This window comes from Candidatus Kryptonium thompsonii, from assembly GCF_001535985.1.
Classification (GTDB): Bacteria; Bacteroidota; Ignavibacteria; order Kryptoniales; family Kryptoniaceae; genus Kryptonium; species Kryptonium thompsonii.
Map to the genome: position 1 here is coordinate 1 of NZ_CZVS01000016.1, position 20,000 is coordinate 20,000.

The following is a 20,000-nucleotide window of genomic DNA, read 5'->3' on the forward strand; positions in this document are numbered from 1 at the left end:
TGCTTCTCTAAAACTTGCTCGGTTTGTTTTAAAATTTCATTCAGTTTTTGCTCTACTTGAATTCTCTTTAAAAGATTGATTGTTCTTTCTATGCTTCTTCTGAAATTTTCCTCTGAAAATTGGAACTTTTCAAGCGCTTGCCTTATGAGGTCGGGGTTAAGATTTTGCATCGCCTCCTCAAATCGTTTCATCAACTCCTTCAACTCCGGTATGTCAAGTTGATTTAACAACTTCTGAAGCTCAAGATATTTCTCAAGCGTCTCGGGTGAAAGCAAGCGATTTTCTTCCATCTTTTGAACTAAGTTTTGGAGTTTCTGTGTTGTCTCTTTTATCTTGTTTTGAAGTTCTTGATATTGTTTTGCAATGTTTTGGATCTGTTGTTGCCTTTGCCAGTCAAGTTTTAAATTGCCCTTCTTTAAATCTTTCTCAATTTCATCCATTTCTTTGCGCAATTTCTTCGCCATCTCAAAAACATCTTTCACATCTTGGTAGATCTCATTTTGAGATTGCTCAACCTGTGCCAATATTTCATGTAGGGATGGAAATCTTATAGTGTAAAGTTCGGTTCGTGCTGACTTTGGCCCACTGACGAAATCATTATCGAAAACCTCAAGATAATAACTTAACACATCATCAGGGGCAAGATCGAGTTCAGATAAATCCCAAAGATATGGAACTTCCTGCTCTTTGGAATTTTTATTAATTGCAATCTCAATAAATTTGAACTCGTCCCATGGTTTAACATATCTTGAAAAGTTTAATTTATACGCAAGTCGCATCTTTGTAAACCCAAAATCATCGCTTATCTTTGCAAGAATCCCAACCTGCATATCCCTTGAAATGTCAATGCTTTTTTCGGGCCTTAATATCTGAACCTTTGGATACTCATCTTGAATTATGTTAATTTTGTATTCGACGGGTTGTTCGTTTTTTAAACCATCTTTGCTTTTAAGTTCTATGTGATATGTTCCACTTTGCATTAATTTGACATTGCCCTTTGCCATTGTTTCATTAACATCAAGGGCTGAAGTTAAACCATTATTGAAGACGAGTTTCGCCGAATCAAGCGATTTATTCGATAAAATCTCAAACTTTGCGATTGTCCCAGCTATCGCAGTTATATCCCCCATGTTATCCTCAAGATAAACAGGCGAAAAACCAGTGTAAGATGGATAAAGAAGTTGAACTTTTAAAAGTTTTACAATGGGTTTGTCAATTACATCGATTTTAAATTTTTCGGTTTTTAGATCTTTAACTTTGACGAAATACTCAAACGGTGTTCGGACATTGTAAATTTCATGCTCAAATTCACCCGCGTGGCTTCTATCCGATTTTATCCTTTTAATTTCAAAATTTTTCATCCCTTCCTGTGAAAGGTAAAGTTCCACCTCTCCAGGTATCTGTGGTATCGTTTGAATTTTTATTTTAACATTCGCACCTTTTTCAACGGTTGCGTTGCCAGGTTCGATTTTGATTGTGTAATCTTCAGGTTTTAAAAACTTTTTATCATAGTTTAGAATCCTGACGAAAGAGCTTCTAAACTCGGGGAGAAGGACCAAGCTTAAGATGAAGACCCCAAAAAATTAGAAGAGAAGATAAAATTTTCCTGTTTGATTCCGATTTATCGATCTCGCTCCATTCAAACTTTAAAACTTCGCTCGCAAGCTGAGCGAAAGCGGAATCAATTAATTCTTCTGAATATAAATTTTTAGACTTTGATTTTTGCTCATAAATTTGCAAGGCATCCACAAGTTTATCCCTGACTTCAGGATGCTTCGCCCAAACCAGCTTTGCTAATTCAATATCGCTTTTTGACTTTAAAAGTCCAACAAGTTTTAAAATCGACGGTAGAACATGTACGCAAAAACTTAATGCAAAAATTGAAATAGCGATGTAAAAAATCAATTTTCTAACTGGTGAAGCAAAATAAAATTCAGATTCGAATAAACCAATTAAAATCAGAAAAAGTATAACCGAGACGAACCAGCGCGAGAACCTCGTTTTTAATTCCTCGCGGTCAAGCGATTTCCTAAGTCGCTCAAGTTTTGATTTTATCTGCAAATAAATTTCATTCATCTTCATTTAAAGTTTAATTTGTCAGCGCCCATACAACTATATTTGTTCCAAATCTTAGCGCCTCTTGCCTTTTTTCTTCAGGGTCGTGGTGAACTTCGGGATCAGCCCAGCCATCACTTGGATTTGATTCATAAGTGTAAAGAACGACGAGTCTACCGTTATGGAAAATTCCAAATGCTTGCGGAGGTTTATTGTCGTGTTCATGTGTTTTTGGAGTTCCATTTGGGAAATTGAAATAACAATTGAAAAGCCCATATGAAAATGGTAATTCAACAAGTTCTTTATCTGGGAAAACCTTTTTTATCTCGCGTCTGAAGGACTTATCCATGCCGTAATCATCGTCAGCGTAGAGAAAACCGCCGTTTTCAAGATATATTCTTAATCTTCTGGCTTCTTCCTCATTGAAACTTATATTTCCATGTCCAGTCATAAACAGAAATGGATAAGAGAAGATGTTATCGTTCCCGATGTCAACGAATTCGTAAACTGGTATCACATCAATGTTTGTATTTTCCCTGATGAATTTTAAAAGATTTATCTCCGCTGATGGGTCATTATACCAATCGCCACCTCCACGATATTTCAAACGCCCAATTTTAAAAGCGCTTTTTAGTTGGTATGCTTCTTGAGCTGTTGAATAATGATTTAACTGGACGATCGCTAAGAAAAGGGCAAATGCGAAGATTGTCACTATTTGAATAAATTTGCGCTTCATAACCTTGGGAGAATTTATATTATCTTCAAAAGAAATTTAGAAAAGATTCACTCAATTGTCAAATTGGAATAGCTTGCTTAAAATGGTCAATTTTATTTTGCGGACTCGTTGAAAAATGTCCTCAGTTTGTTTTCATATTCACTTAAAACAAAGTTTTGAAAATTGTTTGGATGCGCTTTTGAAGCATATGGTCTGCATCTGAACATTAAGTCTCTTTCTTCTTCTGTTAAGTTTGGATATCTCCTTTGCCAGATTCTTTGCCATTTGTTCATCAAAACAAAATCAAGCTCGTCAAGCTCACTGTCGTTGAAGGGCATCTCAATGAATTTCTCTAAAAGAAATTGAGAGAACGGTGATCGTTTTGAGATCAACTTCGGGATTGATGGCGGGGTAAAATTCGGGATAAAATTTTTCATCCACGAGTTTGCCTCAAGAAATTTTAAATATAGCTCAAGATTAAATATAGGTTTAACAGATGCGATTTCAATTGCGGTGAAGATATTTCTGTCCTCAATTTCAAGATGATCATCGGTAATGAAATAGTTTAAGCAAAAAAATTTTTTACTATTCAGAAGAAAAAACTTTTTAAATGCGATCAAGGCACTTCTAGTTAGCCAGAGCCTTCCTCGTTTTGTTATTATAAAAAAGTCGATATCTGTTTGAGTTGACACATTCCACTTCGCAAGGGAGCCCGAGATGAAAATTCCCCTTACAAAAGGAAATCTTTTTATTATGTGAGCCATGAATTGAGCTATCTTCCAGAATTTTACGGCAAGTCTTTCCCCGTTAATTCTGTTCAATATCCAGCTTTTATCATTTTCGATGAGCAAAAAATTATCTATCTCAAAAACTTTTCCAGCCATTTTAAGTTCTTCCACTTCTTTCTTTAATTCATCAACTGTGCATCTTTGAAAAAGAAGAAATCTGTGTAATTCATCTATCTTAAGCGGATGTTTAAAAATAGAAAAATAAGCCAGGGTCTTGATGATGTTTTCTTGAAGTTGCGTCATTTTGAAATTTTTATTTTATTCTTTTGATAAAAACTCCTTTAAGTTCCTTGCAACCTTCTTTCCAACTATTTTCTCGAGTTCCTCAATTGGCGCTTGTTTTATTCCTTCGATCGAACCAAACTTTGAAAGTAAAATTTGGGCTCTTTTCTCTCCGATTCCTTCTACTTCAAGAAGTCGCGTTGAGATAACGCGTTTTTCTCTAACATCGCGATGGAATGTAATTGCGAAGCGGTGGGCTTCGTTTCTAATTCTTTGTAATAAGTAAAGTGCTGGTGATGATTTGGGTAGAGATTGTGGGGATTCAAGATTTGGGAAATAAATTTCTTCAAACTTTTTTGCAAGAGCTATTATCGGTTGGTTTTTTATGCCAAGTTTTTCAAGTGATTTTAAAGCAGATGATAATTGTCCCTTGCCACCATCTATGACGATTAAATCTGGCATTTTCCCGCCTTCATTTAAAATCCGCGAATATCGTCTCATGATTACCTCCTCCATGCTTGCGAAATCGTCTGGCTTACCTGAGATACTTCTGATTTTAAATTTTCTATATTCGCTTTTCTTTGGCTTGCCATTTTCGAAAACGACGACTGAAGCAACAATATCTGAACCTTGAATGTTTGAGATATCAAAGCATTCAATTCGCCTTGGTAGTCTATCAAGGTGCAGTTCCTTTTGGAGTTCTATTAAAACACCTGGTGCGAATTTCTCTTTTGCCTTAATCTTTTGGATTCTATATTCATCAAGATGGTATCTCGCATTAATTTTACACATCGACATAAGGCGGGACTCATCTTCATTTTCGGGCGTTCTTATTTTAACATTTGAATTTTTTCGTTCGGAAAGCCACTTTTCAATTGGATTTTTTTCTTCGATTTCTTCAGGGATTAAAATTTCGGATGGGACATACTCCGAATTCAAGTAGTATTGTGTTAAGAGGGTTTCGATTATTTCTTTTTCTTCTTTATATGCAACCCCAGTCATAAAGAATTGTTGGCTTCCGACAAGTTTTCCATCTCTCACTTTAAATAGGACAGCACATGCATCTTCTCCATCATGCGCAATTGCAAAGATATCTCTATCAATCGGCTCGAAGCTAACAACGCTTTGTTTTGATGTGTAAATTTCGAGGGCTTTAATTTTATCTCTTAAAATTGCCGCTTCTTCAAACCTTAATTCATTGGCAAGTTTTTCCATTTGTTCTTTTAAAGATTTAACAAGGGCATCGATTTTACCATTTATAAGCTGGACGACTTGCTCGATCATTTTGTTATATTCTTCTTTTGAAACAAGACCTTCGCATGGACCACCACACTTTTTTATATGATAGTCAAGGCAAACTTTGATTTTTCTTTTTCGGATGACCTCCTCGTCGATGTAATATTTGCAGCTTCTAACCATGAAGACATCTCTTATGAGCTTTAGGGTTTGCTTGAGGGAATAAGCATCCGTATAAGGTCCAAAGTATCTGGTGCCATCCATCTTTATTTTCCTTGTTGAGAAAACCCGTGGGAAGGGTTCATTTGTGATGGCAATGTATGGATAACTTTTATCATCCTTTAAGTTTACATTGTATCGTGGTTTAAGTTTTTTTATAAGATTTGCCTCGAGGATTAGTGCCTCAACCTCGGACGATGTTACTATAACTTCGATGTCATGGATTTTTGAAACAAGAGCTGTAAGTTTTGGATTTGGGGGTTGCGACTTGACAAAGTAACTTCTTACTCTATTCCTTAGGTTTTTAGCTTTTCCAACATAAATTACTTTTCCAGTTGCATCTTTAAATTGATAGATACCTGGAAGCTGTGGGAGGTTTTGAATTTTTATTTCAAGTTCATTATTTATCATTGCTCATTTTTATTTCCCTTCTTTTCTTGAGTTAATTCAACAAGGACGCCATTAACAGATTTCGGATGGATAAAGGCAATCAAAGAGTTATTTGCTCCGTGTCTCGGGGCTGAGTCAACGAGTTGAAAATTTTTCTCCTTAACTCTGTTCATTTCTTCATTGATATCGTCAACCTCAAACGCTATGTGGTGGATTCCTTCACCTCTCTTTTCAATGAATTTCGCAACGGGGGAGTCAGGTGATGTTGGTTGGGTCAGTTCGATTCTCGATTCGCCAATTTTAAAGATAGCAACACGAACTTTTTGCTCTTCCACTGTTTCAATATGATAATTTTCAATGCCTGTAAGCTCTGAGAATGTTTTTATTGCTTCGTCAAGATTTTTAACCGCTATCGCAACATGTGATATTTTCCTAAACATTATCCTCTGTCTCCTTTAGTTTTTCAACTCTTATTTTCTTGATTCTTCTGTTTTCAACTTTCTCAATCGTAAACTTTAAGTTCTCATAATTTATAACATCTTTTTCCCTTGGAATCTTCCCGGTTACATCAAGTATGAACCCCCCAATTGTATCGTAATCGCTTTTGGTTGTTTTTAAATTTATTCCGAGTAACTCGTTCACCTCTTCAATTGATAGTCCAGCGTCAAGGAGAAATTCATTATCTTTGATTTTTTCAAAGGTTTTTTCTTTTTCCTTTTCTATCTCACCGAAGATTTCAGTTATTATGTCCTGCAAAGTTACAAGACCGGCTGTTCCACCGAATTCATCAACCACGATCGCAATGTGCATCTTTCGCTGTTTAAATTCTTGAAGCAATGTTTCAAGCCTCATAGTTTCCGGGACAAAAATTGGCTCCTTTAAAAATTTTTTTATATCAAATTTTTTTCTTGCGGATCTATTTCTAAGAAACCGGATTATATCCTTCGCATACAAAATTCCAACGATGTTATCAATTTGCTCTTGATATACAGGAAGCCTTGAGAATCCCGTTTTTTTAATCGTTTTGATTATTTGACTTAACTCTGTGTTAATTTCAATTGCAACCATATCAACTCGTGATGTCATCACATCTTTAACTGTTTTGGTGGGGAATTGGAGCAAATTTTTAATTATTTCTTCTTCCTCTTTTTTGATAACGCCATATTTTCCGCCAAGCTCGATCAAGGGCTTAATTTCTTCAATTAGAAGATTTGGCTTTGCTACGGGAATTTTTCTTTTGAAGGCGTTTGTGATGATCAGGAAAAGTTCAACAAGGGGATAAAAAATTATTGAAAAAAGATTTATCAACGGGGAGACTATAACTGCTACTTTTTCCGGATTTCGGGATGAAAGTAATTTGGGGAAGATCTCACCGAATAAGATAACAAGTGCAGTTACAATTATTATGCTAATTGAAACAGCATATTCAGGATTGGTATTAAGTGCTTCACTCAATCGCAAGGCGAAAAGTGTCGAAAGTAAGGCGATTCCAACATTTATAAAATTGTTTGAGATCAAAATTGTGATAAGCAATTTTTGTGGGTGCTCATAAAGTTTTGCGACAAGCTTGTGCGCTTTTATTCTGCTTTTTGAAAATTTTTCCTTTGCCCCCGCTGGCAAGGAGAAAAAAGAAACCTCAGATGCGGAAACAAGTCCAGATAGCATAAGCAGTGTAAAGATTAGAAGTAGGGTAATAATCGTATCGTAAGACATCATAAAAAACCGGACGGAGTTTTATTAGAATGGTAAATCGTCGTCGTTTTCTTCCTTTGATTTATCCGGGGTTGATTCATCAGAAGCTTCGGATTCAGTTGATGAATCAAAACTTTTGGATACATCTTTCTCAATTTCTTCAGAGATCTCTGGTATTTCTATCTCAGTATCTGGCTCCACCGGCGTTGCTTTTTGCTGTGGCTGCGGGACAGTTTCAGATATTGTTGCTTTTGGTTCAAGCAAAATTATATCATCAGCCACTATTTCCGTCACGGTTCGTCTTATTCCGTTTTTATCTTCGTAAGTTCTAGTTTGAAGTCGACCTTCAACATAAACCCTACTTCCCTTTTTAAGCAAATCATTAGTTAACTCGGCGAGTTTTCTCCAAACTACAATTGTGTGCCATTCTGTGCGCTCTTGTAGATTTCCATCGGCATCGCGCCAAGTTTCGTTAGTGGCTATTCTAAATGTTGCCACTGGGACACCGGCTGGGGTATATCTTAATTCGGGATCAGCGCCAAGATGTCCAATAAGCATAACTTTGTTTAAGCTTCGTGCCATGACTAATTTACCTCCCATGAAATAATTTGCCTCCATTATTTAAAGAATCTAAGATAAAATATGGAATAAAGTGTTAATAAGCAAAAACGGGATACTTATAATATTTTTCGGCGTATTCACGCACCATTCTGTTGGTGTTGAAAAAATAAGTTATAGTTGCAATTGAATATCTGATTCTTTTGATCCATTCTTTTGGTATTCCATTTTCATCACGGTTATAAAATGCTGGTATAATTTCGTTTTCAAGGATTTGATAAAGGGATTCGGCATCAAGTTTATCTTGAATGTTTGGATCTTCGATGGATTCATCTTTTCCGATCGCCCACCCATTTGTTCCGTTGTAAGCTTCCCTCCACCAGCCATCAAGTATGCTGAAGTTAAGTCCGAAGTTAAGAATTATTTTCTGTCCGCTGGTTCCACTTGCTTCAAGTGGTCTGCGTGGGTTGTTAAGCCAAAGGTCACAACCAGAAACAAGGTGTCGCGCGATGTTCATATCATAGTTTTCAAGAAAAATAACTTTGCCGTGGAATTCAGGCAATTTTGAGATGTGGATGATTTTTCTAAGAAATTCTTTCCCCGCATCGTCTCGTGGGTGTGCTTTTCCAGAAAAAATGATTTGAACTGGTTTTGTTTTATCGTTAAAGATTTTCTTAGCCCTCTCTATATCATAAAAAATCAGGGGTGCCCTTTTGTATGTTGCAAATCTTCTTGAAAAACCAATGGTTAGTGCATCTGGTGAAAGTATAGAGTTGATGTTAATCCTTGAATCGAGCCCCATTTTTAAAAGCTGGATGAGAAGTTTTTCTCTTGTGAATTCTATCAGGTTGCGTCGCAATTCGTATCTAATTGCCCATATCTCCTCATCCGTTATAAAGTTTTCATCAAGGACATTTTCCCATAGCTTTGGATTTTCAATCTCTTCATACCATTTATCCCCAAGTTTCTTTTTCCAAAATTCAAATGTAATTTTATTTAGCCATGTAGGGGTGTGAATTCCATTGGTTATATGCCCTATAGGCACGTCTTGCTCAGACTTACTTTTGAAAAGGGGTTGCCACATTTTTCTACTGACCATTCCATTTAATTCACTCACAGCATTTGCGTTTCTTGTGAGTTTTAAAGCGAGAACGGTCATACAAAATGGCTCTTGTTCATTATCTGGATGAACTCTTCCATAAGCCATAAATTCCTTCAGGGAAATCCCAAGTGATTTTATAAATTCCCCAAGCGCATATTCAATTAGGTCAGGGGTAAATCTATCATGTCCAGCTGGGACGGGTGTATGCGTTGTAAAAACGCATTTTTCTTTTACTATTTTCTCTGCGTCTTTTATTGTTTTACCTTTGTTAATTTCTTCTCGCAAAAGCTCAAGCGTAAGAAAAGCACTATGTCCCTCGTTCAGATGGAAAACTTTCGGGTCGATCCCAATTGCTCTTAAAAATCTAACACCTCCAATCCCAAGAACTATTTCTTGAAAGATCCTTGTTGTTGAATCTCCACCGTAAACCTTGCTTGTTATATCTCTAAAGTGAAAGTCATTTTCCGGTAAATTTGTATCTAAAAGGTAAATTTTTGAGATGCCAACCCTTACTTCCCATGCCTTAACTGAAATTTCTGTATGAGCTATGTTAAGTTTAATTTTAACGGGCTCTTTATTTTCATCCAGCACTGGTCTCAGTGGTAGAAAATTTGGTTGAGCTGGGTTATACTCTTCAATCTGCCATCCGTCTTCGGATATTTTTTGGTCAAAGTATCCATGTCTGTAAAATAGACTTATCCCAACGAATGGCAAGCCTATATCGCTTGCTGATTTTGCGTGGTCTCCAGACAAAATTCCAAGCCCGCCAGAGTAAATTGGTAAGCATTCGTGCAAACCGAATTCAGCTGTAAAATAAGCAATTGGGTTGTTTATAAATTCAGGATAGTCCTTTTCGGCAAGGGTTTCTCTTGTGCGGAGATATTGTTTAAATTCATCGAGTACTTTTTTTGCTTTCGACAAAAGGTTTGGGTTTGACAGCCTTGCTTTAAGTTCATCTTTTGAGATTGATTTTAGCGTTTGGATTGGATTGTGGTTTGAAAGTTTCCATGTCATTGGGGAAAGATTTTCGAATAGCTCTTGTGCTTCGGGGTTATAGCTCCACCATAGATTATAGGCAAGTTCATAGAGTTCATTTATAAGTTCATCGTTTGCCATGATGATAATTCGCTTTGGGTTTTATTTTTGTGAAATTTTATAAAAGATAACCAATCAGGTTTATAAAAACAACGAATTTGACTGTTTAGGATTTGAATTTTTAACTTTTGAAAAGGATTTTCGTCAAGTTTACATTTATGCTTTGAGGTTTTTTCTTGAATTAACCAGAGAATCTTGAGCAATAAGGGTAGGGCTGACCTTTCAAAAAATTTGAGAATATGGATTTTTGGGCTATAATTATTAACAAGCATTATAAATGAAATATGGGCTTGAAATCGCAGGGCTTCGAGGGGATAAAACATCTGATTCTAAGCTTTGGCAAATAATGATGCTTATATATTCTGTTTAAGAGTAGGTGAGGTAACGAAATTAAAAGAAAAGTGGTAAAAAATAATATGAAAAAGAAAAGAAAGATACTTATCAGCATTATACTTGGATTTATTCTGTTCATTGTTGGATTTTTAATCACAATCCCTGTTTTTGTGATAAACTCTATGGTCAATAGGCATGTTGACTTTAATGAAATATGGAAAGCTGAAGATTTTGGAATAAAAGCGGAACATTTTTTTGTTAGGACGGATGATGGACTGAGGATTTCGGCTTATAAAGTTGATGTGGAAAAACCTAAAGCAATTATTATCTGTTTGTCAGGAATGTATAACCCTTCTGCAACCATATATTTTGGACACGCACGTTTTTTTAAAAAACATGGATATGCAACTATTCTTTTTGATATGAGAGCCCATGGGGAAAGTGAGGGAAATATGATTTGTTTGGGATATAAGGAGTTTCTTGATACAAAAGCAATTGTTCAATACATAAAGAATGATTCAACGTACAGAAACGTTCCAGTAGTTGTATTTGGATTATCAATGGGAGGTGTAACCGCCATTAATTCAATTGGCGAAATACCAGAAATTGATGGTTTAATTAGCCTTTCAGCGTATTCATCATGGGAGGAGGTCTTTTGTGAGCTGATGGCATACCAAAATCCATTTTTGGCAAAAATGGTAAAACCATTTGTTCCGTTGGTTCTCTTCGCAAAATATAAGGTAAACATATGGGCGATTAAACCCGTTAAAGAGATTAAAAAGCTGGGAAACAGACCAGCCTTACTTATGCATACCAGGGCGGATTCTCAGGTGCCATTTTCCAACTTTGAGAGGATAATTAGTCATTCTCCTTCGCATGTTGAAACATTCGTTCGTGAGGGCGATATACATTTTATAACTGAAAATTTTACCGATCCCGAAAAAGATACTGAGTACGCCATGGAAATACTTAATTTCCTTGAAAAGCATTTCTCTGGTCAATAAGAATGCCAACTGCTAATATCGTAATAAAACATTTTTAAACTCTCCTCAAGGCGGAGCAAAATTAATAAACTTGCAAAGCGCTTAAAAATAATGGTGCAGGCAGACGCAAATAATGAAGTAATTTGGAATTAAACTTTTTGTTTATTATATTTCCTATGAATAAAAACAACATAGCTCGTAAAACTAAATTGATTAGCGAAGGAAAAAGCCAAAGATGTTGAATAACTTGCAGAGACATACGATAAAGGTGGCTACAATTTTAACTCTGATGGCAATTGTTTTTGCTTTTCTGCATTCCGAAGTTGGACTGTTTAATTATAATAATGAGAACCATGATACGCATGACTACTGCAAGATTGTTAATACAACTATAACTTTCAAAAAGACCACAGAAGATGTTGTTAAATTAAAGGCTGATGCATCAATAATTTTTCATTGTATAGATGAGATAAATCGATATTCTAAAATATTTACATTTGATTCGGAGCAATTACACGCACCACACAAATCAACCGAGGTTTACCTCTTTAGTAGAGCACTCCTGATCTAAAACCTCCTCCATTCCCCCTTTCCATTAGTTCCCTTATATGGATATATAATCTCACATCACCATTTTAAAAAAATCATATAGGAAAAGTATGAAGCAATTATTTGCTTCGTTCATTTTGATATTTGCGCTAACGACTCTTAATGCTCAATCCCCAAGGGATGAAGTTACACAGGGAATGGATAAAGAGTTAAGGCTAAAAGAAGCAATTGAAATTGGCTTAAAAAATAATCCGTTAATAAAATCAGCACAACAAAATATCTTGGCAGCTAAAGGTAGATTCTGGAGCGGAATTTCACTGCCACCACTGGAAATTGGCATAAGCTATGAATATGCGCCATTGAACACTAATTTCTTGAGAAGTTTCAGCGAAAGGACGTTTGAAGCAAAACAGTTTTTTGAATTCCCTTCAAACTATTTTTTAAGAGGTTCTAGATTCAAGGAGGAGGAACAGATCGCTTTTTATAGATTGAAGCAAACTGAAATTAGCGTAATAGCACAAATTAAATCTGCCTATTACAATGTTCTCGCAAAGAAAAATTTATTAAAAATAGCAGAGGAAAATTTAAAAATAGCAGAAGATTTTTATAAAAAGGCAGAGATAAGGTATAATGTTGGCGAGGGAACTAATCTTGAAAGATTAACAGCGAAGGTTCAGTTTACAGAAGCGAAAAATAACCTCGAAATCGCAAGGAATGAATTGAAAATCGCATTTGCAGAACTCAATTTCGCTCTTGGATATGGAAAGAGGGAAGATGAAATCTTTATCCTATCTGATAGCTTATCTTATGTACCTTTAAAAAAATACACACTGGAAGAGTTATATAACCTAACGCTTTTGGTAAATCCAGAAATAAAAGTTTTTGAACTAAATGTAAACATTTCATCAATTAATAGATCGCTCGCTCTTTCTTCTTTGTTGCCAGTATTTAATGTTGCCTATTTTAGGCAAATGCGGGATGGTTATAAAGGATTTTACGGTGTTTCGTTTGGTATGTCTGTTCCCCTTTGGTTTCTATTTGGGAATAGAGGTCAAATACAGGAAGCAACAGCAAATTTAAATATCGCAAAATCCGAACTGCAGTTAATAAAGAATGAAATTTATCTGAGGTTGAAAAGTGCTTTTAACGATTATGAAAATAACTTAAGACAGGTTGAGCTTTACATAAGCGACATTCTTCCACAGGCGGAGGAAGTTTATCGCTCGGCAACAGCAAGCTATGATGCAGGTGAAATTACTTATATAGAATTTTTGCAAGCAAAACAAACATTGATAAACGCACATGTTAACTATACAAATGTCTTGTTAAACTATTACCGTTCCATATTCAAACTTGAGGAAATAGTGGGACAAAGTTTAATGGAAATAAAATGAATCAAAATTTAGCAAGGGAGTGAAAATGTTCAAAGAAGCCAAATTTAAATTAAAGGGAAAGATAGCTATTACATTCTTAACAGCGATCCTTTTTACATTAGCGATTTTGGTAGTGTTGGGCAAAAATAAAAATGAGAAATTCACGAATGAAAGTATAGAAGAGCCAAAGAGCAAAAATGAAACAAACGAGTTAGTGCTTTCATCTGACGTAAGAAGTAAAATTGTTCTTGATTTCGAAGAGGTGAAGGAAAGACCAATTACAGGGATGCTGAGGGTACCAGCCAGGTTAATTACCAATCAAGATTATGAAGCACAGGTTGGTTCTTTGATTCAAGGGAGGGTATCTCAAGTTTTTGTTAAAGAAGGAGACTTTGTAAAAGCAGGACAAGTATTGATGCTCATTGAAGGATCTGATATCGGTGAGGTGATAGCAGCATATCTACAGGCAAAATCAAACCTTGAGTATTACAAATCCGCTTATGAAAGACAAAAGATTTTATTTGAACAAAATGTTGGTTCACAAAAAGCTTTGCAGGAAGCGAAGGCGGAATATGAAAAGGCAATTGCCGAGTTCAATGCTGCGGATAAAAAAATTCATTCAATCGGATTGGAAGAGAAAGATATTGAGGGGAGTGGTTCTGAGCATATCCCAGGAATTTTACCAATCAAAGCTCCAATAAGTGGAATTGTCACTGAAAGAAATGTTGTGATTGGACAGTTTATCGAAGCGAACACCACTGCATTCAAGATAATGAATATATCCAATCTTTGGGCAGAAGGACAGATTTACGAAAAGGATTTAACCAAAATTTCAGGCAAGCCAAAAGTTGAATTTACTACCTATGCATATCCAAATGAAAGGTTTAAAGGAGAAGTAATTCTTATTGGACAAATTGTGGATGAGCATACAAGAACAATTAAAGTTAGGGCTTCGCTTCAAAATATTGATGGTAAACTTAAGCCAAATATGTTTGGTGAACTTTTTATTCCCATTAGCACCAATATCAAAGGTATAGCAATACCGACGGAGGCTTTAGTTAGCGAAGGTAATAAAAAATATGTGTTTTTAGTTAAAGATGATTCTACCTTCATTAAGCAGTATGTAGAAACTGGCACTGAGTTCAGTGGTTTCGTTGAAATTACATCTGGCTTAAAGAAGGGCGATAAAATTGTAACGAAAGGTGTATTCTTCCTTAAATCTGAACTGCTAAAAGAAACACTTGGAGAGGAGGAATAACCGTGATTGAGAGAATATTAAGATTTTCACTGAAGCAGAAATTACTTGTTTTATTTGGAGTTATCCTGCTTATCGCAGGCGGAATAGCTGCACTTAGAGTTTTACCAATTGATGCCGTTCCCGATGTAACTAATATACAGGTGCAAATTATTACAAGTTCGCCAACACTTGCTCCACTTGAGGTTGAACGATATATAACTTTCCCAATTGAAGTTGCAATGAGTGGATTACCTGGGGTGGAAGAAATACGCTCTATCTCTAAGTTTGGACTATCAGTTGTGACAGTGGTATTTCACGATAATGTTGATATTTACTTTGCACGTCAACTTGTGTTTGAGCGACTTCAAACGGCGAAAGAGAATATACCCCCTGAATTTGGTACCCCAAAACTTGGACCGATCAGCACAGGTCTCGGTGAAATTTATCAATATATCGTTAGACCTAAGGATAAATCAGTTAAACAAGATTCCACTTGGTTAATGGAAACGAGAACGCTTCAGGATTGGATTGTCAAGAGGCATTTATTAACTGTCCCTGGGGTTAACGAGGTGAACAGCTGGGGTGGAATTGAAAAGCAATATCAAGTATTGGTAGATCCACAAAAGTTGCTAAGCTACAATCTTACCCTGCGAGATGTGTTCAACGCTATTGCTGAAAATAATGCCAACGCAGGAGGTGCTTACATTGAACATGCAAATGAACAATACTTAATAAGAGGTTCTGGCCTGGTGCAAAATATAGAAGATATTAAAAACATCATTGTCAAAACAAACAATAACGGAACCCCAATTTATGTCCACAATGTCGCCGATGTGAAAATTGATGGGGCAATTAGACAAGGTGCCGTGACAATGAACGACAATGGTGAAGTTGTTGCCGGAATTGTAATGATGCTTAAAGGTGAAAACAGTCGTGTGGTTGTAAATAGAGTAAAAGAAAAAATAGAAGCAATTAAGAGGGCTTTGCCTGATACAGTTACAATTGAACCTTTCTATGATAGAACAGAATTGGTGAATAAAACCATAAGAACAGTTACAACTAATTTAATTGAAGGAGGGATACTTGTAATACTTATTCTCATTCTTCTTCTTTTTAATTTGCGTGGAGGTTTTATAGTTGCTTCAGTGATTCCTCTTTCAATGCTGTTTGCTGTGATAATGATGGTTGCAACAGGCGTATCTGGTAATTTGATGTCGCTTGGTGCAATAGATTTTGGTTTGATTGTGGATGGAGCAGTGGTAATGGTTGAAAACGCCGTAAGAAGGCTTAACGAGAAAAGAAATGAATTAACCACAGAAGAAACATTATTGGAATCTGCTCTTGAAGTTGGACGACCTATTGTTTTCGGTGTTGGAATAATCATTATCGTTTACTTGCCAATTATGACCCTTACTGGTATGGAAGGGAAAATGTTCAGACCAATGGCATATACAGTAACTTATGCTCTGATAGGAGCTCTCATTCTTAGCTTAACTTATGTGCCGGCTATGAATGCATTGATATTCCGAAAAGGAAATGTGGCGGAGAAAGAAAGTCCAATTATTACTTTTGCAAAAAGGATATATGTTCCATTGTTAAGAAAGATTCTTCATAAAAGAGTTATAGTAGCTGGGGTTGCTGCTACACTTGTTGTTATTAGTCTTATAATCTTTCCCTTTTTAGGAAGCGAATTTATTCCTCAACTTGACGAAGGTTCTATAGCAATACAAGTATTAAGACTTCCAAGCTCATCATTGACAACTGCTGTAAATACTTCATCCTTAATTGAAAAAGAAATTTTGAAATTTCCTGAGGTAAATTATGTTGTATCTAAAACTGGAAGGGCGGAGATAGGGACAGATCCTATGGGCGTAGAGATGAGCGATATATTAGTAATGCTCAAACCAGAAGAGGAATGGAAAACAGGAAGAACCAAAGAGGAACTTGTTAATGCAATGAGTAAGGAGCTTTCAAAATTTCCAGGTATGATTTTTAGCTTTTCACAGCCTATTCAATTAAGGGTTGCCGAATTGATCGCAGGGGTTCGTTCAGATATTGCTATAAAAATTTTTGGAGAGGATCTTGACACCCTTAAAGAAAAAGCCGAAGAGATTGCAAAAGTAGTAAGCAAAATCAGAGGCGCTGCAGATGTAAAAGTTGAACAGGTCTCTGGTTTGCCCCAGCTTGTAATAAAACCTGATAGAGCTAAAATTGCACGCTATGGTATTAATGTAGCTGATGTCAATCAAATTATCGAAATAGCAATTGCTGGTAAATCCGCTGGAGAAGTTTTTGAAGGCGAAAAAAGATTTGATTTAGTTGTGCGATTCAAAGAAGATGCACGTAATAATATTGATGCTATAAAAAATATTCTAGTTCCAACTCCAAATGGTTCAAACATTCCGTTAAGTCAGATTGCAGATGTTTACATTGAAGAAGGTCCCGCACAAATAAGCCGTGAACATGGTCAGCGAAGAATTGTCGTAGAACTCAATGTGAGAGGAAGAGATATTGGAAGTTTTGTTGAAGAAGCTGAAAAGATAATTTATGAAAAAGTGAAGCTCCCACCTGGATATTATTTAGAATGGGGAGGAACTTTTGAGCAGCTTCAAAGGGCAAGGGAGAGATTAGCAGTTGTAGTTCCGCTTTCTCTCTTCTTAATCTTTTTATTGCTGTTCATTTCTTTTGGTTCGATAAGAAATGTTTTGCTAGTTTTCACAGGGATTCCATTTGCAATTGTTGGTGGTATTTTTTCACTATTAATAAGGGGAATGCACTTTAGCATTTCTGCTGGAGTTGGATTTATCGCATTGTTTGGTGTTGCAGTGCTAAATGGGATTGTAATGGTTTCATTTATAAATAAATTACGTCAGGAAGGAAAGCCTTTGGAAGAAGCAGTAATCGAAGGTGCAACGATAAGGTTAAGACCAGTGCTTATGACTGCACTTGTTGCATCGCTAGGTTTTATTCCAATGGCAATTTCAACAGGCGCTGGTGCGGAGGTTCAGAGGCCACTTGCAACTGTTGTTATCGGTGGGTTGATCACATCAACATTATTAACACTGTTTGTTCTTCCAACACTTTATATGTGGTTTGAAAAACAGAAAGAAGAACCGGAGTTATAATGCCCGAAGGGATGGTATATAAAAAATTTAACATATAGGAGGAAGTATGAAAGAGATAAAAGCAATAATACAGCCGTTTATGTTAACAAAAGTGTTAACAGCTCTTCATAAGATTGAAGGACTTCCAGGAGTAACTATTTCAGAGGTAAAAGGATTTGGCAAAACGCGCAGGAGTAAAGAAAAAGAATTAAGTAACGAAGGCATTTATGAGTTTGTACCAAAGATTAAAATAGAAATTGTTGTTCGAGATGAACTTGCCGAAACAGTTGTAAATACGATTCAAGAAAACGCTCACACCGGTAATCCAGGCGATGGAAAAATATTCGTTATAGAAGTTAGTAACGTTGTTAAAATAAGGACAAATGAGAGAGGCGAAGAAGCAATATGATTTGAACAAATTATTCATTTATTAAACAATAAAATCAGGAGGTAATTATGAGCAAAATTAATAATGTAAACATCGAGGGCGTTCGATCGTTTGAAACGCAAATAAAAAAGGATCGTTCCCTGGCAAGAAAGACCCAAGTCATTGAAGGAGAATGGGTTCTTGAGGAGGGCAATGTGCAGTTTGTTTCCAAAATAAAATTTGAAGGAGGAGAAACAGAATTTAAAGTTGATAATCCGACATTTATGGGTGGAACTGGTTCGTTGCCGGGACCTATGCACTACTGCTTTTTTGGATTGGCTTCTTGCTATACCGGAACATTTGCTACTATGGCACCGATGCTCGGTATCAAATTAAAAAAGCTAACTACAAAAGTTGAAGCTGATATTAATTTTTCAAAGGTATTGGGTTTAAGCGATGAATCAATAACGGAAGAAGTTCGTGTAAAGTTAACAGTTGTGAGCGATGAGCCAGCAGAAAAAATAAAGCAGGCTGAAGAATTGGCATTGCAACGATGCCCGGTGGTATTCACTTTAAGGAATCCGGTTAAGCTTGTTCCAAGTTTGGAAATTTTAAACAAAATCATAATTGATGGAAAATGTAAAAACAAAATTTAATTAGGGAATTATGAGCGAGGGAGTAAAGGATAGTGTAGAAGAAAAAAGTGAATTTGGTAAGTTGCTCAAGTATACTGTTTTGGTATATGCTAGTGGGCTCTTTGTTGGTGTTTTGCTGGATTTTTTGGGTCTCCAACGCAGTTCTATTGGACAGTGGATCGTCCGCGCTCTTTCAGGAGAAGGTGAAAGTATCTTTGATAGAGTTTATGCTCTTCGTCGGCGATTCCATCGGAAAAGTGGTTCCATAGCTGAAGCTTATGGATGGGGTAAATTCTTACCCTATTTATATGCGCTTAGTGCCCAGATGGGGGCTAACATTTCAGGCTTAGTTTTCCTTAGGAAAAAAAGAACGCTCATGGTCAAAAGCTATTAATCAATATGTTCGTCATCCTGTGATGCTTACAAGTTTGTTAGTTATTTTCATTGTTCCTATTAGATTACTTGTAACTCGCTTGATCGGGTTTAGTCCCACCGCTCAGGTCTATACAGCATTGGAAACGATCCCAATAAATCTTTGTTGGCTTCCGCCGTTAGTAGGATGGTTAAAAGGAAAACTTAACTTATTAACTTAAAGGAGTTGATCAAAATGAAACGAGAAGAGTCAACCAACAAGATTATATCTAAACTGCAGGAAGGTATAAATCTTGCAAAGTGTAGGAAATGTGGTTGTATGAAGGAAACATTGGAAAAACTTCGAGCTTACTTTGCGACATCTCAAATTGAATACTCTGCGATTCTTGAAAATATTGAAAAATATCTGAATGGAATGGAACAAATAAAATATGCTTGCCTTGGATGTGAGTACTGCTATCCAGCTGTTGCAATGAATGTATTTAATAAAGCTTTTCCCGAAGCTGAATCAAGTGCCCTAAGTTGTACATTTGAAGTAAGAGAAAAAACATGGCCCGTTGTTGCTGGTGAATATTTTGCTTTCTGCGACGGTGCTGAATGTCCAGTTGCCGTGTCAACTCTTGCAAGTGTTGAACTCGCAGAACAGCTTGCCAAGGTAAGACCCAAAGAACTTTGCATTGTTGGAAAAACGGAAACAGAAAACATTGGGATCGATAAAATCATCAAGAATACGATAACTAACCCTACAATTCGTGCTCTTCTTTTAGTTGGTAAGGAATCCGAAGGTCACTACAGTGGTAGGACAATTCTTGCTTTAAAAGAAAATGGTGTTGATGAAAAAATGAGGGTTATCGCTTCCCCGGGAAAGCGTCCTATTTTAAAAAATGTAACCCCTGAAGAAGTCGAAACGTTTCGTAAACAAGTTCAAGTTATTGACATGATCGGGTGTGAAGATATAGATACAATTGTTAATGA

The 20,000-nt window shown here is 36.2% G+C and carries 18 protein-coding genes (1 of these 18 running past the window's edge); 9 read left to right on the plus strand and 9 right to left on the minus strand.

Annotated features, from left to right (window positions below; translation table 11 throughout):
* From AWW78_RS02980 to glgP, 9 genes are all read right to left on the minus strand, one after another.
* Positions 1-1,559 (minus strand): DUF4175 family protein (locus AWW78_RS02980; RefSeq protein ID WP_047134152.1); only part of this gene is annotated, 1,559 nt, incomplete at its 3' end.
* Complete coding sequence (locus tag AWW78_RS02985; RefSeq protein ID WP_047134153.1) at positions 1,537-2,076, minus strand: DUF4175 family protein; 540 nt, start codon at positions 2,074-2,076, stop codon at positions 1,537-1,539. The genes AWW78_RS02985 and AWW78_RS02980, both read right to left, overlap by 23 nt.
* Before the next feature lie 13 nt (positions 2,077-2,089).
* A complete protein-coding gene (locus AWW78_RS02990) occupies positions 2,090-2,791 on the minus strand; it encodes a DUF4159 domain-containing protein (RefSeq protein ID WP_047134154.1) in 702 nt (233 codons plus the stop codon).
* 92 nt (positions 2,792-2,883) lie between these two features.
* Complete coding sequence (locus AWW78_RS02995) at positions 2,884-3,801, minus strand: hypothetical protein (protein WP_047134155.1); 918 nt, start codon at positions 3,799-3,801, stop codon at positions 2,884-2,886.
* A 15-nt stretch (positions 3,802-3,816) separates the two neighbouring features.
* Positions 3,817-5,646: an excinuclease ABC subunit UvrC gene (uvrC, locus tag AWW78_RS03000; protein WP_047134156.1), complete on the minus strand. Its 1,830-nt coding sequence runs from the start codon at positions 5,644-5,646 to the stop codon at positions 3,817-3,819.
* Positions 5,643-6,065, minus strand: coding sequence for a methylmalonyl-CoA epimerase (mce, locus tag AWW78_RS03005; RefSeq protein ID WP_047134157.1), 423 nt, complete (start codon positions 6,063-6,065; stop codon positions 5,643-5,645). The genes uvrC and mce overlap by 4 nt, the downstream gene beginning before the upstream one ends.
* Positions 6,058-7,341 carry a hemolysin family protein gene (locus AWW78_RS03010; protein WP_082349126.1) on the minus strand — a complete coding sequence of 428 codons (1,284 nt, stop codon included), beginning with the start codon at positions 7,339-7,341 and terminating at the stop codon, positions 6,058-6,060. The genes mce and AWW78_RS03010 overlap by 8 nt, the downstream gene beginning before the upstream one ends.
* A gap of 21 nt (positions 7,342-7,362) precedes the next feature.
* Complete coding sequence (locus AWW78_RS03015; RefSeq protein ID WP_047134174.1) at positions 7,363-7,899, minus strand: single-stranded DNA-binding protein; 537 nt, start codon at positions 7,897-7,899, stop codon at positions 7,363-7,365.
* 73 nt (positions 7,900-7,972) lie between these two features.
* Complete coding sequence (gene glgP / locus AWW78_RS03020; protein WP_047134159.1) at positions 7,973-10,093, minus strand: alpha-glucan family phosphorylase; 2,121 nt, start codon at positions 10,091-10,093, stop codon at positions 7,973-7,975.
* Positions 10,094-10,488: 395 nt separating this feature from the next.
* On the opposite strand from glgP, the gene AWW78_RS03030 reads away from it, so the two are divergent.
* The 9 genes from AWW78_RS03030 to AWW78_RS03070 all read left to right on the plus strand — a co-directional run.
* Entirely contained in the window at positions 10,489-11,409 is a 921-nt protein-coding gene (locus tag AWW78_RS03030) for an alpha/beta hydrolase (RefSeq protein ID WP_047134161.1), read from the plus strand.
* A gap of 214 nt (positions 11,410-11,623) precedes the next feature.
* Positions 11,624-11,959 (plus strand): hypothetical protein, encoded by a 336-nt coding sequence (locus AWW78_RS03035; protein WP_047134162.1) that lies wholly within the window; start codon positions 11,624-11,626, stop codon positions 11,957-11,959.
* 88 nt (positions 11,960-12,047) lie between these two features.
* Positions 12,048-13,331, plus strand: coding sequence for a TolC family protein (locus tag AWW78_RS03040; RefSeq protein WP_047134163.1), 1,284 nt, complete (start codon positions 12,048-12,050; stop codon positions 13,329-13,331).
* Positions 13,332-13,356: 25 nt separating this feature from the next.
* Positions 13,357-14,568 (plus strand): efflux RND transporter periplasmic adaptor subunit, encoded by a 1,212-nt coding sequence (locus tag AWW78_RS03045; protein ID WP_047134164.1) that lies wholly within the window; start codon positions 13,357-13,359, stop codon positions 14,566-14,568.
* 2 nt (positions 14,569-14,570) lie between these two features.
* Positions 14,571-17,672: an efflux RND transporter permease subunit gene (locus AWW78_RS03050; protein ID WP_047134165.1), complete on the plus strand. Its 3,102-nt coding sequence runs from the start codon at positions 14,571-14,573 to the stop codon at positions 17,670-17,672.
* Between the two features lie 46 nt (positions 17,673-17,718).
* A complete protein-coding gene (locus AWW78_RS03055) occupies positions 17,719-18,060 on the plus strand; it encodes a P-II family nitrogen regulator (protein WP_047134166.1) in 342 nt (113 codons plus the stop codon).
* Between the two features lie 47 nt (positions 18,061-18,107).
* A complete protein-coding gene (locus AWW78_RS03060; RefSeq protein ID WP_075426071.1) occupies positions 18,108-18,674 on the plus strand; it encodes an OsmC family protein in 567 nt (188 codons plus the stop codon).
* Positions 18,675-18,684: 10 nt separating this feature from the next.
* Positions 18,685-19,047 (plus strand): hypothetical protein, encoded by a 363-nt coding sequence (locus AWW78_RS10695; RefSeq protein ID WP_244884379.1) that lies wholly within the window; start codon positions 18,685-18,687, stop codon positions 19,045-19,047.
* Positions 19,048-19,260: 213 nt separating this feature from the next.
* Positions 19,261-20,000: the 5' portion of a DUF4346 domain-containing protein gene (locus tag AWW78_RS03070; protein WP_176696225.1), read on the plus strand. It continues 367 nt past the right edge of the window; the window shows 740 of its 1,107 coding nt (coding positions 1-740); the start codon lies at positions 19,261-19,263; the stop codon falls past the right edge of the window.

Excerpts from the sequence above, each read along its gene's own strand:
- AWW78_RS02985 (WP_047134153.1), bottom strand. The coding sequence starts at position 2,076 with ATGAATGAAATTTATTTGCAGATAAAATCAAAACTTGAGCGACTTAGG.
- AWW78_RS02990 (WP_047134154.1), bottom strand. The coding sequence starts at position 2,791 with ATGAAGCGCAAATTTATTCAAATAGTGACAATCTTCGCATTTGCCCTT.
- AWW78_RS02995 (WP_047134155.1), bottom strand. The coding sequence starts at position 3,801 with ATGACGCAACTTCAAGAAAACATCATCAAGACCCTGGCTTATTTTTCT.
- uvrC (WP_047134156.1), bottom strand. The coding sequence starts at position 5,646 with ATGATAAATAATGAACTTGAAATAAAAATTCAAAACCTCCCACAGCTT.
- mce (WP_047134157.1), bottom strand. The coding sequence starts at position 6,065 with ATGTTTAGGAAAATATCACATGTTGCGATAGCGGTTAAAAATCTTGAC.
- AWW78_RS03010 (WP_082349126.1), bottom strand. The coding sequence starts at position 7,341 with ATGATGTCTTACGATACGATTATTACCCTACTTCTAATCTTTACACTG.
- AWW78_RS03015 (WP_047134174.1), bottom strand. The coding sequence starts at position 7,899 with ATGGCACGAAGCTTAAACAAAGTTATGCTTATTGGACATCTTGGCGCT.
- glgP (WP_047134159.1), bottom strand. The coding sequence starts at position 10,093 with ATGGCAAACGATGAACTTATAAATGAACTCTATGAACTTGCCTATAAT.
- AWW78_RS03030 (WP_047134161.1), top strand. The coding sequence starts at position 10,489 with ATGAAAAAGAAAAGAAAGATACTTATCAGCATTATACTTGGATTTATT.
- AWW78_RS03035 (WP_047134162.1), top strand. The coding sequence starts at position 11,624 with ATGTTGAATAACTTGCAGAGACATACGATAAAGGTGGCTACAATTTTA.
- AWW78_RS03040 (WP_047134163.1), top strand. The coding sequence starts at position 12,048 with ATGAAGCAATTATTTGCTTCGTTCATTTTGATATTTGCGCTAACGACT.
- AWW78_RS03045 (WP_047134164.1), top strand. The coding sequence starts at position 13,357 with ATGTTCAAAGAAGCCAAATTTAAATTAAAGGGAAAGATAGCTATTACA.
- AWW78_RS03055 (WP_047134166.1), top strand. The coding sequence starts at position 17,719 with ATGAAAGAGATAAAAGCAATAATACAGCCGTTTATGTTAACAAAAGTG.
- AWW78_RS03060 (WP_075426071.1), top strand. The coding sequence starts at position 18,108 with ATGAGCAAAATTAATAATGTAAACATCGAGGGCGTTCGATCGTTTGAA.
- AWW78_RS10695 (WP_244884379.1), top strand. The coding sequence starts at position 18,685 with ATGAGCGAGGGAGTAAAGGATAGTGTAGAAGAAAAAAGTGAATTTGGT.